The sequence below is a fragment of the Salinicola sp. 4072 genome, from assembly GCF_036663415.1.
In the GTDB taxonomy this organism is placed as follows: Bacteria; Pseudomonadota; Gammaproteobacteria; order Pseudomonadales; family Halomonadaceae; genus Salinicola; species Salinicola salarius_A.
Map to the genome: position 1 here is coordinate 1 of NZ_JAXOVV010000019.1, position 21,100 is coordinate 21,100.

The 21,100-nt window shown below is 61.8% G+C and carries 22 protein-coding genes and 1 pseudogene; 8 read left to right on the forward strand and 15 right to left on the reverse strand.

Features of this window, described 5'->3' with window-relative positions; translation table 11 throughout:
- Positions 1-154: 154 nt before the first annotated feature.
- From R3F72_RS13045 to R3F72_RS13065, 5 genes and pseudogenes are all read right to left on the reverse strand, one after another.
- Positions 155-436, reverse strand: a complete 282-nt coding sequence (locus tag R3F72_RS13045; RefSeq protein ID WP_143543278.1) for a copper resistance protein B — start codon at positions 434-436, stop codon at positions 155-157.
- Positions 437-446: 10 nt separating this feature from the next.
- A pseudogene (locus R3F72_RS13050) lies at positions 447-1,436 on the reverse strand (multicopper oxidase domain-containing protein); the annotation flags it as partial.
- On the reverse strand, positions 1,406-1,609 hold the full coding sequence (locus tag R3F72_RS13055; protein WP_087719668.1) for a hypothetical protein: 204 nt from the start codon (positions 1,607-1,609) through the stop codon (positions 1,406-1,408). The gene R3F72_RS13055 and the pseudogene R3F72_RS13050, both read right to left, overlap by 31 nt.
- Positions 1,596-2,261: a response regulator transcription factor gene (locus tag R3F72_RS13060; RefSeq protein WP_087719667.1), complete on the reverse strand. Its 666-nt coding sequence runs from the start codon at positions 2,259-2,261 to the stop codon at positions 1,596-1,598. Before R3F72_RS13060 ends, R3F72_RS13055 begins: the two co-directional genes overlap by 14 nt.
- Positions 2,262-2,270: 9 nt before the next feature.
- Positions 2,271-2,768 carry a cupredoxin domain-containing protein gene (locus tag R3F72_RS13065; RefSeq protein ID WP_087719666.1) on the reverse strand — a complete coding sequence of 166 codons (498 nt, stop codon included), beginning with the start codon at positions 2,766-2,768 and terminating at the stop codon, positions 2,271-2,273.
- Between the two features lie 404 nt (positions 2,769-3,172).
- Here R3F72_RS13065 and R3F72_RS13070 point away from each other — a divergent pair, with 404 nt between their 5' ends.
- Positions 3,173-3,619, forward strand: a complete 447-nt coding sequence (locus R3F72_RS13070) for a DUF411 domain-containing protein (protein ID WP_087719665.1) — start codon at positions 3,173-3,175, stop codon at positions 3,617-3,619.
- A 51-nt stretch (positions 3,620-3,670) separates the two neighbouring features.
- Here the strand turns inward: R3F72_RS13070 and R3F72_RS13075 are convergent, their stop codons facing one another.
- A complete protein-coding gene (locus R3F72_RS13075) occupies positions 3,671-4,180 on the reverse strand; it encodes a cytochrome b (RefSeq protein WP_179208907.1) in 510 nt (169 codons plus the stop codon).
- 327 nt (positions 4,181-4,507) lie between these two features.
- The gene (locus R3F72_RS13080) at positions 4,508-6,688 is read right to left on the reverse strand and encodes a malate synthase G (RefSeq protein WP_332779849.1); all 2,181 of its coding nucleotides are present in this window, start codon (positions 6,686-6,688) and stop codon (positions 4,508-4,510) included.
- 235 nt (positions 6,689-6,923) lie between these two features.
- Here R3F72_RS13080 and R3F72_RS13085 point away from each other — a divergent pair, with 235 nt between their 5' ends.
- The 3 genes from R3F72_RS13085 to R3F72_RS13095 all read left to right on the forward strand — a co-directional run bounded on the left by R3F72_RS13085 (position 6,924) and on the right by R3F72_RS13095 (position 9,674).
- Positions 6,924-7,925, forward strand: a complete 1,002-nt coding sequence (locus tag R3F72_RS13085) for an alpha/beta hydrolase (RefSeq protein WP_332779850.1) — start codon at positions 6,924-6,926, stop codon at positions 7,923-7,925.
- Entirely contained in the window at positions 7,922-8,443 is a 522-nt protein-coding gene (locus R3F72_RS13090) for a hypothetical protein (RefSeq protein ID WP_332779851.1), read from the forward strand. The genes R3F72_RS13085 and R3F72_RS13090 overlap by 4 nt, the downstream gene beginning before the upstream one ends.
- Positions 8,444-8,561: 118 nt before the next feature.
- Complete coding sequence (locus R3F72_RS13095; RefSeq protein WP_087719660.1) at positions 8,562-9,674, forward strand: aminotransferase class I/II-fold pyridoxal phosphate-dependent enzyme; 1,113 nt, start codon at positions 8,562-8,564, stop codon at positions 9,672-9,674.
- Positions 9,675-9,684: 10 nt separating this feature from the next.
- Here the strand turns inward: R3F72_RS13095 and R3F72_RS13100 are convergent, their stop codons facing one another.
- A complete protein-coding gene (locus R3F72_RS13100) occupies positions 9,685-11,205 on the reverse strand; it encodes a YifB family Mg chelatase-like AAA ATPase (RefSeq protein WP_332779852.1) in 1,521 nt (506 codons plus the stop codon).
- A gap of 199 nt (positions 11,206-11,404) precedes the next feature.
- Positions 11,405-11,731, reverse strand: coding sequence for an accessory factor UbiK family protein (locus R3F72_RS13105; protein ID WP_087719658.1), 327 nt, complete (start codon positions 11,729-11,731; stop codon positions 11,405-11,407).
- 317 nt (positions 11,732-12,048) lie between these two features.
- Here R3F72_RS13105 and R3F72_RS13110 point away from each other — a divergent pair, with 317 nt between their 5' ends.
- The 3 genes from R3F72_RS13110 to glnK all read left to right on the forward strand — a co-directional run bounded on the left by R3F72_RS13110 (position 12,049) and on the right by glnK (position 14,171).
- Entirely contained in the window at positions 12,049-12,387 is a 339-nt protein-coding gene (locus R3F72_RS13110) for a P-II family nitrogen regulator (RefSeq protein WP_071231037.1), read from the forward strand.
- Positions 12,388-12,412: 25 nt separating this feature from the next.
- A complete protein-coding gene (locus R3F72_RS13115; protein ID WP_332779853.1) occupies positions 12,413-13,663 on the forward strand; it encodes an ammonium transporter in 1,251 nt (416 codons plus the stop codon).
- Positions 13,664-13,832: 169 nt separating this feature from the next.
- Entirely contained in the window at positions 13,833-14,171 is a 339-nt protein-coding gene (glnK, locus tag R3F72_RS13120; RefSeq protein ID WP_087719656.1) for a P-II family nitrogen regulator, read from the forward strand.
- Positions 14,172-14,307: 136 nt separating this feature from the next.
- Here glnK and R3F72_RS13125 read toward each other — a convergent pair whose 3' ends face one another.
- Positions 14,308-15,084 (reverse strand): ferredoxin--NADP reductase, encoded by a 777-nt coding sequence (locus R3F72_RS13125; protein ID WP_087719655.1) that lies wholly within the window; start codon positions 15,082-15,084, stop codon positions 14,308-14,310.
- 154 nt (positions 15,085-15,238) lie between these two features.
- On the opposite strand from R3F72_RS13125, the gene R3F72_RS13130 reads away from it, so the two are divergent.
- On the forward strand, positions 15,239-16,165 hold the full coding sequence (locus tag R3F72_RS13130) for a LysR family transcriptional regulator (protein WP_332779854.1): 927 nt from the start codon (positions 15,239-15,241) through the stop codon (positions 16,163-16,165).
- A gap of 28 nt (positions 16,166-16,193) precedes the next feature.
- Here R3F72_RS13130 and R3F72_RS13135 read toward each other — a convergent pair whose 3' ends face one another.
- The 5 genes from R3F72_RS13135 to R3F72_RS13155 form a co-directional block, all read right to left on the reverse strand.
- Complete coding sequence (locus R3F72_RS13135; RefSeq protein ID WP_071231041.1) at positions 16,194-16,619, reverse strand: baeRF12 domain-containing protein; 426 nt, start codon at positions 16,617-16,619, stop codon at positions 16,194-16,196.
- Between the two features lie 152 nt (positions 16,620-16,771).
- Positions 16,772-17,500 (reverse strand): amino acid ABC transporter ATP-binding protein, encoded by a 729-nt coding sequence (locus R3F72_RS13140; RefSeq protein WP_442978350.1) that lies wholly within the window; start codon positions 17,498-17,500, stop codon positions 16,772-16,774.
- A 132-nt stretch (positions 17,501-17,632) separates the two neighbouring features.
- On the reverse strand, positions 17,633-18,742 hold the full coding sequence (locus tag R3F72_RS13145) for an amino acid ABC transporter permease (RefSeq protein WP_332779856.1): 1,110 nt from the start codon (positions 18,740-18,742) through the stop codon (positions 17,633-17,635).
- Between the two features lies 1 nt (position 18,743).
- Entirely contained in the window at positions 18,744-19,934 is a 1,191-nt protein-coding gene (locus R3F72_RS13150; RefSeq protein WP_087719651.1) for an amino acid ABC transporter permease, read from the reverse strand.
- 85 nt (positions 19,935-20,019) lie between these two features.
- Positions 20,020-21,048, reverse strand: a complete 1,029-nt coding sequence (locus tag R3F72_RS13155) for an amino acid ABC transporter substrate-binding protein (protein WP_087719650.1) — start codon at positions 21,046-21,048, stop codon at positions 20,020-20,022.
- Between the last annotated feature and the right edge of the window lie 52 nt (positions 21,049-21,100).

Below are 21,100 nucleotides of genomic sequence, written 5' to 3' on the forward strand. Positions count from 1 at the left end.
GCATCTGCCGGTCATCGCGGCGTGGGCGTCCACGCCCAGCGGGCGTGCCAGGCGAAACGATATCTTCAATCAATGTCCAACCCTGATCGGAAATCTCGTAACGTCCTGCCATGACAATACCTCCAAGTCTGAGGGAGGAAAGGCTAGCAAGACATCATTTTTCAGACAAAGCGTAGACGTTTTCGCCTTCCGACTTGATGTACACACGGTTGACGTCACCGCCGTACCAGCCTTGAAAATCCCATACAACGGTATCCAGGCCTTTATCAGGCATGCTGTATTCAAGCCTGTCGAACAGCGCCATGCCCATGTTGTGTTCCTGCATGGGCGAGGGCCAACTCTCTGGAGCGTCGTAGCCGTCATCGGCGTTGGCCGTTGCCGTGGTGACCACCATGAACGCCGCGCTGGCAGCGGTCAGGAAATGCTTGGTCTGCATGAAAGCCTCCTCAAGAAACCTGAACAACGCGGAACATGCCGGCATCCATGTGGTAAAGCAGATGACAATGGAAGGCCCAACTGCCTTCGGCATCCGCCGTGATCAGCGCCGAAACCCGCTCGCCAGGCTTCACGTTCAGGGTGTGCTTGCGTGGAATCAGCTCGCCTTGACCGTTTTCCAGCTCCATCCACATGCCATGCAGGTGAACGGGGTGCTCCATCATGGTGTCATTAATCAGGATCAGGCGTAGGCGCTCATTCTTTTCGAAGTGAATGGGGCCTGAGACTTCGCTGAACTTCTTGCCGTCGAACGACCACATGTAGCGCTCCATGTTGCCGGTGAGGTGAAGCTCCAGCTCACGGCCGGGTTCGCGGCGGTCGGGCCAGGGCGTGAAAGATTTCAGGTCGCGGTAAACCAGCACGCGGCGCTCATCGGGATCAATGCCAATGCCGGGCTGGCCAAAGCGCGACCCCGGCTGTGCTTCACCAGCAGCCAGCATGCCGTTCTCCCGGATTTTGGCCTGTTCACTCTCCATGCCCTGCATTTCACTATCAGACATGCCTGAGTGATCCATGCCCTTCATATCGCCGTGGTCCATGCCCTCCATATTGCCGTGGTCCATGCCCTCCATCCCACTCGCGGACATGTTGGAATGATCCATACCGTCCATGTGGACGCTCATAGCCTCCATGCCGCGGTCGGCAATCTGGCGGCGCTCAGGGATCTTCGCCTGCATACCTTCGCGTGGGGCCAACGTGGCGCGGGCGTAGCCGCTACGGTCCATGGATTCGGCGAAAATCGTATACGCCTGATCGTCTTCGGGTGACACCAGAACGTCGTAAGTCTCGGCAACGCCAATAAGGAATTCATCCACGGGCACAGGTTGAACCGGCTGGCCGTCGGCGGCCACCACGGTCATTTTGAGGCCAGGGATGCGAACGTCGAAGTAGGACATCGCCGAGCCGTTAATCACCCGCAACCGCACGCGCTCACCCGCCTTTGCGTGATCGCGTACGCCGCTTCGCGTTTCAGACGCTCGCCCAGGAAGTCCTTGGCCAGGCTTTCCAGAAACACGCCGTGCAACAGCCACGTCAGGCCGACCACGAGCAACGCGACGCCCCCTAGCCAGGTCAGCAGACGCACCCGCAAGCTGCGTCGGTCAACGTGAAACAAAGATATAACCTTGGCCGCGGCGAGTCTGGATGACCGACTTGCCCAGGTAGCGACGCAGGCGTGCCACGTAAACCTCGACCAGGTTGGGGGCGGCGGCGTCTTGCTCCAGGGCGTAGAGTTGCTCCAGCAAGCGTTCCTTGGAGTGTATGCGGTCTGGGTGATGCATCAGGTAGCGCAGCAGCCGATACTCGGTGGCGGTCAACGAGCGCCATGCCGCGCCTGCACTGCAGACTCGCTGGCCCGCTTCATCCAGCGACACGCCATTCAGCGTGACGACTTGGGAGACTTGCCCGGACCGCCGGCGCAACAGGGCCTTCAGGCGCGCCATCAGTTCGGCTTCGTGGAAGGGTTTGGTGAGATAGTCATCGGCCCCGGCCTCCAGGCCGACCACTTTGTCTTCCCAGGTATCGCGCGCAGTGAGTATCAGAATCGGCATGGTGCGCTTTTGCTTGCGCCATTGCACCAGCAGATCCAGTCCCGAGCCATCGGGCAGGCCCAGGTCCACGATGGCGAGCACGTATTCTTCGGTGGCCATGAAAGACGCAGCCGCCTGGACAGAGGCGGCCACATCGACCAGGTAACCGTTGTCTTTCAGACTCTCCGCCAGGCTTTCCGCCAGCAGGTCATCGTCTTCCAACAGCAACAGTTTCATCGCGCTACGTCACAGGTTGATATCGCCATACATGCCGGATTCGTAATGCCCTGGAATGTTGCAGGCATATTCGAGGTGCTCGACACCGGTGGGTGCCGTCCACACCAGTGTTCTGGTTTCCCCCGCGCCGATGGTAACCGACGGCATCCGTCCGCCGTGCTCGCCTTCCGCCATGTCATGACCGCCGTGACCGCCGTGACCACCGTCGCCGTGGCTGCCCATCTCTTGCATCATTTCGCGGTGGGCTTCCTGGGCGGATTCGTCACCGATCACGAACTCATGCTCGATGCTACCGGTATTGGTGATCTCGAACTTGACGGTCTCGCCCGGGGCAATGTTCATTTCCTCGGGATCGAACCACATATCGCCAGCTTCAACGCTGATCGTACGTTCCACTTCGGCATTGCCGTTCGCCCCGTGGCCGCCCTCGTGCTCGCCTTCGGCCCAGGCTGTTACGGTCATGCCGCTCATGATGGCAAGCGTCAATGTCAGGGATGTCTTCTTCATACTCGGTACCTCATCGCGTGCAAGTATCAAACTACTGACTGGGCATTTATAAGATACCAGCCTGAAACGAGCCTGAACCCTTTGATGAGTCATGTCTGGTCGGCCTTGCGTCTTCCCCCGCCAGTTGACCGATCCATGGGTATTTTCCTGGCGGACGGCATGGCACGCTTGACATGAAGGCAAACCATAGGTTGTAAGCTTGAAAAGGCTATTCAACATCACACTACCATCAAGAGGCCCCTATGAATGCCGACTGCTTCGCATTAATGGGTTCCATGGGGTGGCTAGGCTGGCTCATGCCCCTCACACTTTTGTTACTCGTCGGGTTGAGCATTGCCTCGCTTACCAAATATCTATTCCACCGCTCTTAGTGGTTGTCAACGCCACCCAATCAGGAAAACACCATGAAAGGAACTTCGCTCTCGTTATGGATCTCGGGCGTGTTGTTGCTGGGCACCTCAGCGGCCCAGGCAGCCCTGCCCGATGAAGCGACAATTTACAAGGATCCACAGTGTGGTTGCTGTGATGGCTACGTGCGCCATCTGGAAGAACAGGGCGTCAACGTCACCAACGTGCATGACGCCGAGCTGGGTAAAATCAAGCAACAAGCGGGCATCCCCCATGGCCTGGGCTCATGCCACACTATTGCAATGGGGGGGTACTGGATCGAGGGCCACGTGCCGATGGAGGCCGTAAAGGCACTGTTCGAAGAACGGCCCGAGGTGGACGGCATCGGATTGGCGGGAATGCCGACGGGGACACCGGGCATGCCCGGCGAACAAAGCGCACCTTACGATATCTACTCGTTCAGCGATCAAGAACATGCACCATTCATGACGCTGGAACCATAACCGACCTGGCCTGGCGAGTCATGCCCGCCAGGCCACGGCAGCCGGCTTCCCTCAGGTGTTCGCTTTCCCCACCATGCGCTTTAGCGTGCCGTCTCGACGGATCAGATGGTGAAACAGCACCATGAACACGTGTCCCATCACCAGTGCCGTCAGCACATAGGCAAACAGGCCATGGAGCGCCTGAGCCGCTTCCGCCAGCGGGGTGTCGAGCCCCTTGGTCACCAGATGACCGAAAAGTTGCACGCCGTAGCCTTGCAGCAAACCGCTCAACGGTACCATGAGCAGGACCACATAGAGGAAGACATGCCCCAGCAGTGCCGCTTTGCTCTGATGCGGCGGCCGGTGGCGCATTTGGCGGCAAAGCCAGAGCAGGCGTACCACGACAAGCGCCAACACCGTCACGCCAATCGTCATGTGCCATGGCTGCACGTATTGGCTCAGCCAATTGCCCGGTTGCCAGCGACTCATGTAGACACTGGTGAGTTGCAGCGTGACCAGCAGAGCGGTTGCCCAGTGCAGCAAGCGGCTAATCGCGCCGTAGCGTTCACGTGAATCCGTCATGGCCATTGGCGTTTCCTCCTCCTGGTTTCTTGTTCTTGTCTCCATGATCCATAAAAGAAGGCAAATGGCTCGGCCGCGCGCAACGTACCGCGGCTGAACGGCAGCGCAGTACCGTCGAGACCTTGGGGTAGCATGGCATAAGCCTCTCCCGGTTCAGGAACACGGCAGGTTATACGCCATGAAACTGAAACGACGCTTAATAAATACGCCATCACGGACGCTCGATACCATGTGGCGAGTCACGGGGAGGTGGGAAGCGGGAAGCGGGAAGTGGGGAGTGCCTGGGTGTCGCCTGCCATCCGGACAGGCGACACACATGACCATCGCTTAGTGCTTCGCCTTGTGCACCGCGCGCCAGTGGTGCAGCAACGGCTCGGTGTAGCCGGAGGGCTGCTCGCGTCCCTTGAAGATCAAATCCGAGGCGGCCTGGAAGGCGGTGGAGTCGGCCAGATGCGAAGTCATCGGCGTGTAGCCGGGGTCGCCGGCATTCTGCTCGTCCACGACCTTGGCCATGCGCTCCAGCGTCTCGCGCACCTGCGCTTCATCCACGATGCCGTGGTGCAGCCAGTTGGCGATGTGCTGGCTGGAGATACGCAGCGTGGCACGGTCTTCCATCAGCCCGACATCGTGGATATCCGGCACCTTGGAACAGCCGACGCCATGTTCGACCCAACGCACCACGTAGCCGAGAATGCCCTGGCAGTTGTTGTCGAGCTCCTGCTGGATCTCTCCGGCGCCCCAGGCGGCCTTGGGGTCGACCGGCACGGTCAGCAGGTCATCGAGCAGGTCGGTTTCGCCCTGATCTTCCAGGTCGCGCTGAATGGCGTCCACATCGATCTGGTGATAATGCAGCGCATGCAGCGCCGCCGCCGTCGGTGACGGCACCCAGGCAGTGTTGGCGCCGGCCTTCGGATGCCCCACTTTCTGCTCGAGCATCGCCGCCATCAGATCCGGCATTGCCCACATGCCTTTGCCGATCTGGGCCCTTCCGCGCAGCCCGCAGGCCAGCCCGATTTGTACGTTGCTGCGCTCATAGGCGGCGATCCACTTGCTGCCTTTCATGTCGCCCTTGCGCAGCATCGGTCCCGCGTTCATGGCGGTATGCATCTCGTCGCCGGTACGATCGAGGAAGCCGGTATTGATGAAGGCGACCCGCGAGGAGGCCGCGTCGATGCAGGCCTTGAGGTTGACGGAGGTGCGGCGCTCCTCGTCCATGATGCCCATCTTCAACGTGTTCGCAGGCAGCCCGAGCAGTTGCTCGACACGCCCGAAAAGCTCGTCGGCAAAGGCGACTTCCTTGGGGCCGTGCATCTTGGGCTTGACGATATAGAGCGATCCGGCACGCGAGTTGCCACGCTCCTGCTTCAGATCATGCAGGCCGATCAGCGAGGTCATCACCGCATCCAGAATGCCCTCGGGAATCTCGCTGCCCTCGCCATCGAGAATGGCCGGCGTGGTCATCAGGTGGCCGACGTTGCGCACGAACATCAGCGAGCGGCCCGGCAGCGTCAGCGAGCCACCATCCGGCAGGGTATAGTCGCGATCCGGATTGAGACGCCGGGTCACGGTCTTGCCGCCCTTCTCGAAGCGCTCCTCGAGATCGCCCTTCATCAGGCCGAGCCAGTTGCGATAGACCAACGTCTTGTCTTCGGCGTCGACGGCGGCGACGGAGTCCTCGCAATCCATGATCGTGGTGACCGCCGCCTCGACCAGCAGATCCTTCACGTGCGCCGGATCCGTCTTGCCGATCGGATGCTCGGCATCGAACTGGATCTCGAGATGCAGGCCATGGTTGGAGAGCAGGATCGCCTCGGGCGATGCCGCGTCGCCGCGGAAGCCGACGAACTGGCCGGGATTCTTCAGGCCGGTGTCGCGCCCGCCTTCGAGCGTGACCGACAGCCGGTTGTCGCGAACGGCATAGCCAACCGCTTCCCGATGCGACCCGGTAGCCAGCGGTGCCGCCATATCGAGCACGTTGCGCGCGTAGCCGATCACTTTGGCGCCCCGCTTGGGGTTGTAGTCACTGCCCTTCTCGGCGCCATCGGCCTCGCTGATCACGTCGGTGCCGTAGAGCGCATCGTAGAGGCTGCCCCAACGCGCATTGGCCGCGTTGAGCGCATAACGCGCGTTATTGACCGGCACCACCAGCTGCGGCCCGGCCTGGCGCGCGATCTCGGCATCGACGTTGGTCGTGGTGGCCTGCACGTTGGCCGGCGCCTCGACCAGATAACCGATCTCCTTCAGGAAGGCGCGGTAGGCCGACATGTCCTTGATCTCGCCCGGATTGGCCCGGTGCCATTCATCGAGCCTGGCCTGGAGGCGATCGCGCTCGGCCAGCAGTTCCCGGTTGCGGGGGGCCAGATCGTGAACCAGCGCATCGAAGCCGGCCCAGAACGCCTCGGCCTCGACGCCGGTGCCCGGCAGGACTTCGTCGATGATGAAGCGTTCGAGCTCGGCGGCTACCTGTAGCCGGTGATGAGTGGTACGTTTTGTCGTATCGGATGTCATGTCAGCCTCCAGATCGGCGGTCGCTCGGGCCACGGCTATCTACTTGCAATGCCATCGATCCCGAAAAAGCGTTTGTGGAAAATATTTCCATAACCGTTCGACATCATAATCAGCCCGGCGGGCGTTGTCTCCTTCGACCTTCGTTACCACCATCGTTACCCACCAGCCCGCCTAGGGCCTGTCATGGTCTAGACAGCACACGGCGAGTAGCATAGAAGGACCAGGAGACACACGCATGCTCGACTTTTCGCCACTGAAGGCCGTTGGCACCGTCCGCCATATCGAAGCGCCCGCCGATTCGCCGCTGGCGAGCTATCTCGACCACTACCGGCTGGCGGCACTACTGCAAGCCGATGACGATATCCGGCTCCATGCCGGTTTTCTGCAGGCCGAGGGAGAGGGAGGCCGAACCTTCGAACTGTGGACCCAGGTATGGGCCCCGCCCGCGCCTCGCGGAACGATCTTCGTGGTTCACGGTTACTTCGATCATCTCGGTCTTTATGGCCATCTGCTCGAGCGCCTGCTGGCACAGAACTGGCAGGTCGTGATGTGGGATCTGCCCGGACACGGGCTCTCCAGCGGCGCCCGCGCGACCATCGATGACTTTACCGATTACGTGAAGTGCTTCAACCACATCGAACGGCAGATAGCGGATTTGTCTCTCGCCCCGGGGCCGTGGCTGGCGATCGGACAGAGCACCGGCGCCTCGATCGTGGCTACCGATGCGCTGGCTCGCGGCGAACAGGCGCCCTGGCAAGGCCTGGTACTGCTGGCGCCGCTGGTCCGTCCCTGGGGCTGGAATCAGTCGCGCTGGCTCCACCGTATCGCCAGCCCTTTCGTGGATACCATTCCCCGCAAGTATCGCGCCAACACCACCAACCTCGATTTCGCCGATTTCCTGCGTCTTCACGACCCGCTGCAGGACGATCATCTGGCCTTGACCTGGGTCACCGCCATGCGCCGCTGGATGCCGACACTGCTCAAGCGCCCGCCCAGCGAGCTGCCCGTGCTGATTCTGCAGGGGGAGCAGGATCTGACCGTCGACTGGAGCTGGAACCTGAAGGCACTGCGCAGGAAGTTTCCGCAGGCCCAGGTGGTGCGCCATCCCGAGGCACGACACCATCTGGTCAACGAGGCGGAGCCGATTCGCCGCGTCCTGTTCGCGGCGCTCGACGACTTCCTGATGCGCTTCGCCGCGACGCACCCGCCCGCCCCCCTGATCAAGCCGGTGCCATGAAGCCGCTGTTCGACACGCTCCTGCTCGGTGCGCTGCTCATCCTGCTCGGCGGCTGCGCGGGGCTGGCCCCGGCCCCGCCGGACGCTCGCGAAGCGCTGCGGGGGCTGGCGGACAACGCGGCGCATGGATTGCTCGAGGCTCCGCCCTGGGCGCCCGCCGACCCTGCTGCCGTCACGATCCTGCTGCAGCCGGCGGAGGTCGACGCCACCTTGCCGATCACGCCCGACGCGCTCAACGAAGCGTTGGCACGCGGGCTGCTGAGCCAGGAAAATTCTCCTCATGTCCTGGACTGGATGCCCGCCTCGATGTCGCGGAGCAGCAGCGAACAGTGGCTGCTGCAGGCTCGCCTGAGCGCCGAGGCACCGCCACTGCGCTTGAGCGACCGCGTCCTGCAGCCCTATCGGCTGCAGTTCGACCTCTCCCGGCCGGGAGACGAGCGCTCCCATTGGCAGTGGCAAGCCAGCGGTGCGGTGGATCTCGATGCGCTGCCGGAGACCGAATCCATGCCGGCACCGTGAGTCTCGCCGGCGCCGTGAGTCTCGCCGGCAATCACCCGCTATCCTTGTCCGCCATCGCCAACTGTTACTCTCAACCACGACCGCCATTCACATCGCCAACGTCATCACCGAGATGCCCATGTCACGCTTTGCTCGTCACCTCGTCGACCAGGACGGCCCCCACAACCCGTTCCCCGGGCTGCAGGCGCTGGAACGCCGCCTAGGTCATTCACTCCCCCACCGCATCGGCTCCAATGAGGGGCTCGACATGCCCCACCGCGCACTGACGGCGCGATTCGGCAGCGAGTTCGCCGATCTCGCCCGCACCTACGGCGACGCCGAAGCGTGGCAGGTTCGCCGGCTGCTGGCCGAAAGCCTGACGCTGCCGGAAGATGCCCTGCTGGTGGACGCAGGCGCGGACAGTCTGATGGCGCTGACGCTGCGCGCCCTGTGCGAACCGGGCGACACGGTCATCACCAGCGCGGGTACCTACCCGACCTGGAGCTACTTCGTGCGCGGGCAGGGCTGCCGTCAGGTGGAAGTCGAGTATGCCGCCGGCCCAAAATATCTGGCGCCGGATCTCGGCGCGCTGGCGGCCGCGGCCAACCGCGAGAACGCCCGCGTCGTCTATCTCGCCAACCCGGACAACCCAAGCGGCCACCTCCACAGCGACGCCGACGTGCTGGCGCTGCGCGAGAGTCTTCCCGACGACTGCACGCTGGTGCTGGACGAGGCCTACCATGACTTCCGCGACGATGCGTGGTCGCCGGCCGCCAGCGCGGTATGGCCCGGCGTGATCCGGCTCCGTACCTTCTCCAAGGCTCATGGGCTCGCCGGCCTGCGCGTCGGTTATGCCATCGCCACGCCGGAAACCCACGCCATGCTGTCGAAGGTGAGGATTCACTACGCCGTGTCGTCGCTGGCGCTGGCGGCCGCGGAGACCGTGCTGATGCATCCCGACGAAACTCGCGAGCACGTGGCGGCGGTCGTGAACCGGCGCGAGGCGCTGAGCCAGTGGCTGCGCGACTGCAGCGCCGAAGTGCTGCCCAGCACGACCAATTTCGTCGCGCTGCGACTGAACGATGCCGAACAGGCCAAGAGGGTTCACCAGCGGCTACTGACGGAGGGCACGCTGATTCATCGGCCGGCACACCCGGCATTGGGTCACGTGCTGCGTATCAGCGCGCTCGATGACGCGCTGGTGCCAGGAAGACTCGAGACGCTGGCCTCGGCGCTGCCAGACGGGATTTGAGCAGCCCGGATCAGGCGCGCGTGGGGTCGTTGGCCTTCAACATGCGATCCAGCTGGCGATAGCCGATCGCCTCCATCAGTTGCGCCTTGCCGACTCGCGCTTCACCGCCGAGGTCGGCCAGGGTCAAGGCCACGCGCAGCACGCGATGGTAGGCCCGAGCCGAGAGGTTGAGGCGGTCCAGCACGCTGGCGAACCACTGACGTTCATCCGAGGATAGCGCGCATGCCGCTTCCAGCTCGGGGCCCGGCAGATGGGCATTGAGTGATCCTCGCGCCTGCTGGCGCTCGCGGGCGGCAAGCACCCGCTCCATCACGCTGGCGGAAGACTCGCCGGGCGTCTGGTCGGTGAGCTGCGTCGCGGGTAGCGCCGGCACTTCGACCTGCAGATCGATGCGATCCAGCAGCGGCCCGGATAGCCGCGACTGGTAGCGCTGGATCTGCGCCGGGCTGCAGTGGCAGCGCTGACGCGGATCCCCGAGATGGCCGCAGGGGCACGGGTTCATCGCGGCAACGAGCTGGAATCGGGCCGGAAAGCGGCGCTGGTGATTAGCGCGCGAGATCAGGATCTGGGCGGATTCCATCGGCTCCCGCAGGACCTCCAGCACATGGCGGTCGAACTCCGGCAGTTCGTCCAGGAACAACACGCCCTGGTGCGCCAGCGATATTTCGCCGGGCCGCGGCCGTGAACCCCCGCCCACCAGTGCGACACTGCTCGAGGTGTGGTGCGGGTTGCGAAACGGCCGCTGCCCCCAGCGCTCCATGATCGGCAGACCGCAGACCGAGCGCACGGCCGCGACCTCGAGCGATTCGTCCTGGGTCAGTGGCGGCAGGATGCCGGCCAGGCGGCTCGCCAGCATGGTCTTGCCGGTGCCTGGAGGCCCCGCCAGCAGCAGGTTGTGGCCACCCGCCGCCGCGACTTCCAGCGCTCGGCGCGCCTGATGCTGACCTTTGACGTCCGCCATGTCGGGCTGCGCCACGCGAGCGCGAATTGGCGCGCCAAATTGGTGCGGGGTGAGTTTCTCGCGACCCAGCAGGTGACCGACCACGTCGAGGAGATGCCCTGCCGCAAAGACTTCGACGCCATCGGCCAGCGCGGCTTCGTCGGCATTGGCGAGCGGAACGATAAGGCCGCGGCTCGCCCGGCGCGCCGCCAGCGCCGTGGGCAGAACACCGGTAACGGGACGTAGCGCCCCGTCCAGCGCCAGTTCGCCGACGACTTCGAGCTTCTCGGCCGCTTCGACAGGGACCTGGCCCGATGCCATCAGGATGCCGAGCGCAATGGGCAGGTCGAAACGCCCGCCGTCCTTGGGCAAGTCGGCAGGCGCCAGGTTGAGCGTGATGCGGCGAGAAGGGAATTCGAACCCGGCATTGATGAGCGCACTACGAACGCGCTCGCGGCTCTCCTTGACCGCCGCTTCCGGCAGCCCGACCAGCGTCAGCCCCGGCAGGCCGTTACTGAGATGCACTTCGATCAGGACTTCCGGGGCCTCGAGTCCGAGGCTGGCGCGGGCGCGCACGATGGCAAGGGTCATGTCGTCTCCCAGGTCGGCACCTGGGCTGTCGCCGCAGGCCAATAGCATGCCAGAGCGGCATGCCCTTCAGCCTATACAACTACATTCTGTTACGCGTTATCGCAACCGTTGGTAACGACAGGAAGCGGATATGTCGCAATACGGGGTTCGACGGGAGCCAGCCATCCGGAAGATAGGCCCCGATAGGGACTCGTTTCGATCAGGGCTTCGTGCCATCCGCGCTGCCATCCACGTCATCGGCGGGCGGCGCATGGGGCTCGATCTTGGGCTGGGACGCCTGCTCGCTCTGGAGCGTGTTTTCCAGCGCGGCGACCTGCTCCTCCAGCGCCTCGACGCGCTCCCGCGTGCGCTGCAGGACTTCCATCATGATGTCGAAATCTTCCCGGGAGACGATTTCCATGCGCTCCAGCGCCCCGCGCAACACGCCCTGCACGTTACGCTGAATATCCCCCGGCGCCTGAGACGCGCCATGCAACCTGTCACCCAGTTGTCTGGTCAAGCGTTCGAATCGATCCTGTGCCGACATGACGTTCTCTCCTTGCTGCCTGGTGCGTTGATAACCCGGACCTTGATGATAGTGCCTCGAGATAGAGCCTTGAGATAGCCTCGATGGCTGGCCATTCAGCATACGCAAAGTCGCGCCATCTCGCTTGCGCATAAAAGGTGCAGACGCAAAACCCGAATGCATTTCTTTGGTGCATTTGCCCGGAACGCTAGTGACGAATCGACACGTCGCCTCGCCGAACCCTTACTCAAGTCATTGATTTTGAAACAACCTGGTGCGAGTGGCATGTGTCCTGCCTGTAACCTGAAGGCGCAAGCCGACTACGGGAGAGATAAGGGATGAAACTCATCACCGCCATCATTAAACCCTTCAAGCTCGACGATGTGCGTGAAGCACTGGCCGACAACGGCGTGCAGGGCATCACCGTCACAGAAGTGAAAGGGTTTGGTCGTCAGAAAGGCCATACCGAGCTGTACCGCGGCGCGGAGTATGTCGTCGACTTCCTGCCGAAGGTGAAGGTCGAAGTCGCTGTCGAAGACGATCGTGTCGATGGTGTGCTGGATTCGATCCGCAATGCCGCCAACAGCGGCAAGATCGGCGACGGCAAGTTGTTCGTCACGCCACTCGAAGATGTGATCCGGATTCGCACCGGGGAACGCGGGGCCGACGCCGTTTGACGGCGCGGAACGAGGAGACAAAAGAATGAATGATCAAGTAGTTCAACTTTCCTATGCGCTCGACACCTTCTACTTTCTGGTGACGGGTGCTCTGGTGATGTGGATGGCGGCCGGTTTCGCCATGCTCGAGGCGGGTCTGGTACGCGCCAAGAACACCACCGAAATCCTGACCAAGAACGTTGTCCTCTACGCCATTGCCTGCACCATGTATCTGCTGGTCGGCTACCACATCATGTACTCCAGCGAGAGCGGCGGTTTCTTCCCGAGCCTCGGCTTCCTGATCGGTGCGGAAAACAGCGTCGACGACGTGATGTCCAGCGGCGGTGACATCTACTATTCCGCGCGTTCCGACTTCTTCTTCCAGGTCGTCTTCGTCGCGACAGCCATGTCGATCGTTTCCGGTGCCGTTGCCGAACGCATGAAGCTGTGGGCGTTCATGATCTTTGCCGTCATCATGACCGGCTTCATCTACCCCATCCAGGGCTACTGGAAGTGGGGCGGCGGTTTCCTCGACGCAGCCGGTTTCCAGGATTTCGCCGGTTCCGGCGTCGTCCACCTGTGTGGCGCGACTGCCGCTCTGGCCGGGGTTCTGCTGCTGGGCGCACGCAAGGGCAAGTACGGCAAGAACGGCGCGATCTACGCCATCCCGGGCGCCAACCTGCCGCTGGCCACGCTGGGTACCTTCATTCTGTGGCTGGGCTGGTTCGGCTTCAACGGTGGCTCCGAGCTGATGGTTTCCAATGTCGATGAAGCCAACGCCGTCGCTCAGGTCTTCGTCAATACCAACGCAGCCGCAGCCGGTGGTGTCATCGCCGCGATCATCCTGGCCAAGCTCTGGTTCCGCAAGGCGGACCTGACCATGGCATTGAACGGTGCCCTGGCCGGCCTGGTCGCCATCACTGCCGAGCCGCTGGCCCCGACCGCTTTCGGCGCTACGCTGATCGGCGCAGTGGGCGGCCTGCTCGTGGTCATCGCCATCGTGACCCTCGACAAGGTCAAGATCGACGATCCGGTCGGTGCGATCTCCGTCCATGGTGTGGTTGGCATCTGGGGCTTGATCGCCGTTCCCCTCTCCAACGGTGACGCCACCTTCGGTGCACAGCTGCTGGGTATCGTGACCATCTTCGCCTGGACCTTCATCGCCAGCTTGATCGTCTGGGGCATCATCAAGGCGGTCATGGGCATCCGGGTCTCCGAAGAGGAAGAATACGAAGGCGTCGACATCGCGGAATGCGGTATGGAAGCCTATCCTGAATTCAACGTCGGCAAGAAGTGAGCCGATACACCGAGTGAGCTGGCGTGCTCCCCTGGCCCCCTTCGGGGGGCCTTTTTTAATTCCCGCGATTGGCGGTGTATGCTTAAACTAGCAATCGTCGAGTATTCATAACGGCTACTCAAAGACTTGAGCGCACATCATCCGCCTATCGCACGCGAGGAGAACTTCCATGAAACTGGTTACCGCCATTATCAAACCGTTCAAGCTGGACGACGTGCGTGAGTCTCTATCCGAGATCGGCGTACAAGGCGTTACCGTGACCGAGGTCAAGGGTTTCGGGCGTCAGAAAGGTCACACCGAGCTCTACCGTGGTGCCGAGTACGTGGTCGATTTTCTCCCCAAGATCAAGCTCGAAGTCGCCGTCGACGACAACATGAGCGATCAGGTGATCGACGCCATCACCAAGGTGGCCAACACCGGCAAGATCGGCGATGGCAAGATCTTCGTCTCTCCACTGGAGCAGGTCATTCGGATTCGTACCGGCGAGACCGGCAAGGACGCGGTTTAAAGCTGCGAGAATCAGGATGCCGCCCTTGAGCGAGAAGATGCCAGCGACGATATCGTCGCTGGCATCTTTCCGTTCGGAACTAGAAACCGGCTTTTGGTTTTGCTCGAAGCCCGTAGCTCGCGACTCGTGGCTAGGGTTACTTCTCGACGAACGCCCGCTCGATGACGTAATCCCCCGGCTCGCCCATGCGCGGCGATATGGCGAAACCCAGTTCGTCGAGCAGCCCGCTGGTTTCCTCGAGCATCGCCGGGCTGCCGCAGATCATGGCCCGATCCTGCTTCGGATCCAGCGGCGGCAATCCGGTATCCTCGAACAGCTTGCCGCTGCGGATATGGTCGGTCAGACGCCCCGTGGTGTGGAACTCTTCGCGAGTCACCGTCGGGTAGTAGACCAGCTTCTCACGGATCTCGTCACCCAGGTATTCATGCGCCGGCAGCTCCTTGGAGATGAAATCGGCATAGGCCAGCTCGCTGACGGTCCGCACGCCATGGATCAACACGACCTTCTCGAAGCGTTCGTAGACTTCGGGATCCTGGATCAGGCTCATGAAAGGGGCAAGGCCCGTACCCGTGGAGAGCATATACAGGTTGCGCCCCGGCAGCAGATCGTCGCAGACCAGCGTGCCGGTGGGCTTGCGGCTGACCATGATCTGATCGCCGACCTTGAGATGCTGCAGACGCGACGTCAACGGGCCGTCCTGCACCTTGATGCTAAAGAACTCGAGATGATCTTCGTAGTTGGGGCTGGCAACAGAGTAGGCACGCACCAGCGGCTTGCTGTCGACTTCCAGGCCGATCATGACGAACTGACCATTCTTGAACCGCAGGCTACGCTCGCGCGTCGTCCGGAAGCTGAACAGCGTATCGTTCCAGTGATGAACGCTCAGCACCTCTTCCAAGGCAAACTTGCTCATGACCCGCTCCTTAATCTCTTAACACGGACAGTAATAACGAAAAAGAATAAACTGGTTTCAGAATAGATAGATTAAGTATAAGAAAAGGCCGGTATTCTGTTAAGTGGGTTATTTGGATAACCTATATCCATAAAATCGATAACGGACGCTTCCCATGCGCTATACCCTGCGCCAACTCGAGGTTTTCGTGGCGATTGCCCAGCACCAGAGCGTTTCTCGGGCCGCCCGGGTGTTGTCGATGTCGCAATCGGCGACGAGCACGGCCCTGGCGGAGCTGGAGCGTCAGTTCGACTGTCAGTTGCTGGATCGCCTCGGCAAGCGTCTCAAGCTGAACGCGCTGGGTTTTCAGCTACTGCCCAAGGCGGTCGCCTTGCTGGATCGAGGGGAAGAGATCGAAGAGCTGCTGCAGGGCCAGAGCGGCATCGGCTCGCTGGAGGTAGGCGCCACGCTGACGATCGGCAACTATCTGGCGACGCTGCTGATCAGCGACTTCATGCAGCGCTATCCGGAAAGCCGGGTCAGGCTGCAGGTTCGCAATACCGCCTCCATCGTCGAACGCATCGCCTTGCATGAGCTGGATCTCGGTCTGATCGAGGGCGACTGCCAGCATGACGATATCGTCATCCAGCCCTGGATCGAGGACGACCTGACCGTGTTCTGCTCACCCCGCCATCCGCTGGCCGGCGAAGGCACCGCCGATGTCGAAAGGCTGCTGCGCGAAGCCTGGATCATGCGCGAAGTGGGCTCCGGTACGCGCCGGACGCTGGAACATGCCATGCGACATCGCCGGGGCCGCTTCAATATCCTGCTGGAACTGGAACACACCGAAGGGATCAAGCGTGCCGTGGAGTCCGGCCTCGGGATCGGCTGCGTATCGCGTCTGGCGCTCAGGGACGCCTTCCGCCGAGGCAGCCTGGTGCCGATCGCGACGCCCGAGCTGGATCTGACGCGTCGGTTCGCGTTCATCTGGCACCGTCAGAAGTACCTGACGACCGGCATGCGGGAATTCCTGCGGCTGTGCCGGGAGATGACGGCCGGCATTCAGCGCAGCGATCAGATCGATCTGCCGTCGATTCCCTGAGAAATCGACGGCATCACGAATAAACGCTTCACCAGCCCAGTTTCTGGGCAATCTCCTCTTCGCTGGCTTTCGAGAGATCCTTGTCGATCGTCTGGGTCACGCACTTCATCGTCGTCTTGTCGAGCTTATCGCGCAGATGGCCGAGAAACCTGGGCTCGGCGATCAGTACGATTTCGTCCGCCTTGCCCTGGGTCCGGGCGTCACGCAGATAGGTGGCAACTTCCTTGGCGAAAAACTCGGCTTCCTTCTCCGAAGTCGCCTGATCATTGCCGGTATGACGCTGGCTGGCGCCAGGGCCGGAGAACGCCTCGCCTTGACCACCGGTTCGAAGATCGCCGGCATGCAAACGCCCCTCGGGATGCGTCAGCGTATGCACTTCACGCAGTACTCTCGCTTCGCGGGCGAAGATACGGGCGCGTGACGCGTCGGCAGCCACTACATAAGTCTTGTCCATGATCGATTCTCCTGTTCCGTGGATCGTTCCTCTAGCGTGGTAGAGAATCGCGCCGCGCTCAACTGGAGGTTGAACGAATACGCCCTGCCGTTCGGCAGGGCGCAGGATGAGACCTTCTTCGACGCCAACAGGCAGCTAGCCTCCAGGGTTCATCAATGACCCAAGATCTGGCTGAGAAACAGCTGTGTGCGCTCCGAGCGCGGGTTGTTGAAGAACTCGGTGGGCGGCGCTTCCTCGATGATCTGGCCCTGATCCATGAAGATCACCCGATCGGCCACGGTCTTGGCGAAGCCCATCTCGTGAGTCACGCAGAGCATGGTCATGCCTTCATGGGCCAGCTCGATCATGACGTCGAGCACTTCCTTGATCATCTCCGGGTCGAGGGCAGATGTCGGCTCGTCGAATAGCATCACCTCGGGACGCATGCACAGCGCCCGGGCGATCGCCACACGCTGCTGCTGGCCGCCGGATAGCTGGCCGGGATACTTCAGCGCCTGATCGGCGATCTGCACGCGCTCCAGGTACTCCATGGCGGTCTTCTCCGCCTCGGCGCGCGGCTTCTTCTGCACCCAGATCTGGGACAGACAGCAGTTTTCCAGCACGGTCAGGTGCGGAAACAGGTTGAAGTGCTGAAAGACCATGCCGACATTGCGACGAATCTGTTCGATCCGCTTGACGTCATGGGTCATCGGCACGCCGTTGACCACGATCGAGCCTTGCTGATGCTCTTCCAGATGATTGATGCAGCGAATCATCGTCGACTTGCCAGAACCCGAAGGTCCACAGATGACGATACGCTCGCCTTTGGTCACGGTCAGGTTGATGTCGCGCAGCACATGAAAGCTGCCGTACCACTTGTTGAGATGATCGATTTCGATCATCGGTCCGTCGCTGCCGGGCGCGGTTGTCGGAGACGCTGTCGCTTCGCTCATGGCAATGATTTCCTGATCACGATCTTGTTGTGTAAGGGCACGAGTTGTGTGAGGGCATGAATTCGGAGACGTTCATCGCTCTCATCGTTTATGTCCGGTATTCAAGCGCCGCTCGATGTACTGGCTGTAACGGGACATGCTGAAACAGAAGACCCAGTAGACCGCCGCCGCGAACACGTAGCCCTCGGTGGAGAAGCCGAGCCAGTTCGAATCGGTCAGACCCGCGCGGATGATCGCCAGCAGATCGAACAGGCCGATGATCAACACCAGCGAGGTGTCCTTGAACAGCGCGATGAAGGTGTTGACGATGCCCGGGATGACCATCTTGAGCGCCTGCGGCAGGATGATCAGCCCCATGCGATGCCAGTAACTCAACCCCAGCGCCTGCCCGGCCTCGTTCTGCCCCTTGCCGATCGCCTGCAGGCCACTGCGAATGACCTCGGCCATGTAGGCACTCCAGAAGAACATGATGCCGATCAAGGCTCGCACCAGCTTGTCGAAATCGATGTTACCCGGCACGAACAGCGGCAGCATGACCGAAGCCATGAACAGCACCGTGATCAAAGGCACGCCACGCCAGAACTCGATGAAGATCACGCAGACGCCCTTGACGAAAGGCATCTTCGAGCGCCGCCCCAGCGCCAGGATGATACCCAGCGGTAGCGATCCCACTATGCCTACGACCGCGATCGTCAGCGTCAGCATCAGCCCGCCCCAGGCGCGAGTAGGCACGTGCTGGAGACCGAACATGCCGCCTACCAGCAGGACGAAGGCGATGATCGGAAAGCCGATCAACGTGAACAGCGCGACCCACTTCTTGCGTGGCATTTTCGGGATCGCCAGCCACGCGACCAGGATCGCCAGCAGCGCAAAGACGATATCCACCCGCCAACGCGCCGCTTCCGGATAGAAGCCGTAGACGATGGATTCGAATCGCGCGGAGATGAAGACCCAGCAGGCGCCTTCGCCGGTACAGGCGTCGCGTGTCGTGCCGACCCAGTCGGCGTCGATCACCGCCCATTCGAGGAACGGCCAGGCCAGTCGCGCCAACAGCAATATGACCACGATCGAGATGATGCTGTTGATCGGCCCATTGAACAGATTGGCACGGAACCAGCCGAGTACACCCCGGCTCTGATTCGGCGCTTCACGCGCCTCGATCATTTCGGTGCGGAAGGTAGAGTCAGCCATCTCAACGCTCCTTCAGCAGCGTGCGCGCATTGTAGAGGTTCATCAAAAACGACACCGTCAGGCTGATGACCAGATAGACCGCCATGGTCATGGCAATGATCTCGATCGCCTGCCCGGTCTGGTTGAGCGTGGTGCCGGCGAAGACGGCCACCAGATCTGGATAACCGATGGCCGTGGCCAGCGACGAGTTCTTGATCAAGTTGAGATACTGGCTGGTCATCTGCGGAACGATGACGCGCATCGCCTGCGGAATGACGATCTTGCGCAGGGTGATGGCCTCCGGCAGGCTCAGCGAGCGCGCCGCTTCGGTCTGGCCGTGGGAAACCGACAGAATGCCCGAGCGCACGATCTCGGCGATGAACGCCGCCGTGTAGATCGACAGTGCCAGCCACAGCGCCAGCAGCTCCGGCAGAATATTGATGCCACCACGGAAGTTGAAGCCGGCCATTTCCGGCAGCGCCCACTCGAGCGGCGATCCGGTGGCCAGGAATACGATCAGCGGCAAACCGATGATGATGGCCGCACCGATCCAGTAGACGGGCAGCGCTTGCCCAGTGCGCGCCTGACGCCGCTTGGCGAGCAGCCCGAACACGATCGCGGCGACGATGGCGACCAGCAACGCCCACGGCGTGGCAGAGAACCCGTCCAGCGGCTGAGGGTCGGGCATCACCATGCCACGCACGTTGAAGAAGAAGGCATCGAACAGCGACAGGCTCTGTCGCGGCGATGGCAGTGCCCGCAGCACGGCGTAATACCAGAACAGGATCTGAACCAGCAGCGGGATATTGCGGAAAGCCTCGACGTAGATGGTCGCCAGGCGCGCCAGCAGCCAATTGGGCGACAGGCGTGCGATACCGACCAGGAAACCGATGATCGTTGCCGCCACGATCCCCAGTGCCGATACCAGTAGCGTATTGAGCAGCCCGATGACGAACGTTTTGCCGTAGGTGCTATCGCTGGTGTAGTCGATCAGCGTCTGCGGAATCGAGAAGCCGGCGCGCCCGTCCAGAAATCCGAAGCCGGTGTGGATACCGCGGGCTTCGAGGTTGAGCAGCGTATTGTGAACCAGATAGCCGATAAAAATCGCCAGGGCCAGAAACAGCACGGCCTGGATAATCAAGGCACGAACGGCGGGATTTCGCCACAAAGGGCCCCGCCCCCGTCGCGGGAGGGTCGTGGATGGACGCAGCATGAGCTGTCTCTACTCGAGCGTTGAGAGGCACCGCGCCCCGGCGCTCAGACCGAAAGGGCGCGGTGTCGAGAGGACGATTTGACGCTTAGCGAACCGGCGGGGCGTACTGAATGCCGCCATCGTTCCACAGCGCGTTGATGCCGCGGTCGATCTTCAGCGGAGAGTCAGCGCCGACGTTGCGTGCGTAGATTTCACCGTAGTTGCCGACCTGCTTGACGATGTTGTAAGCCCAGGCATTGTCCAGCCCCAGTTGCTCGCCGTACTTGCCATCCTTGCCCAGCAGACGTGCCACGCCGGGATTCGGCGGGTTGTCGCGCATCTCATCGACATTGTCACTGGTCACGCCCAGTTCTTCGGCGTTGAGCATGGCGAACAGCGTCCATTTGGCGATGTCGAACCACTGATCGTCCCCTTGGCGCACGACCGGACCCAGCGGCTCCTTGGAAATACGCTCGGGCAGAATGGTGACGCTGTCCGGATCCTTGAGCTGCAGGCGCAGCGCCGCCAGTTGCGAGGAGTCGGAAGTCAGCACGTCGCAGCGGCCGCTATCGAAGCCCTGGGCGGTCTGGTCGGGCGTGTCGAACGTCACCAGTTGATAGTCGAGATTGTTGGCCGGGAAGTAGTCGGCGATGTTGAGCTCGTGAGTCGTGCCCGACTGGATGCAGATCGTTGCACCATTGAGCTCCTTGAGGCTACTCACACCGAGATCCTTCGAGACCATGAAAGCCTGGCCGTCGTAGAACGTCACGCCGGTGAAGTTCAGCCCCAGGGCGTTGTCCCGCATGGCTGTCCAGGTGGTGTTGCGTGATAGCACGTCCACCTCACCGGACTGCAGCGCCGTGAAACGCTCTTTGGCCGTCAGCGGGGTAAACGCGACCGATTCGGATTTGCCCAGTGTGGCAGCGGCCATCGCCCGGCAGAAATCGGCATCGATGCCGGTCCAGTGCCCGTCCTGATCCGGTGCAGAAAACCCGGTCAGGCCCGCGTTGACACCGCAGCGGAGAGTACCATTGCTCTTGACGTCATCCAGCGTGGCGGCCTGAACTTGCGTCACGGCCAATGTTCCCAGAGCGGCGATGGAGAGCAGGGACAAGCTTTTGTTCTTGTGGCGCATAATGAAATCAACTCCCTAGCGTTATCGTATAAGTGCATGCCGAGCATGCTCG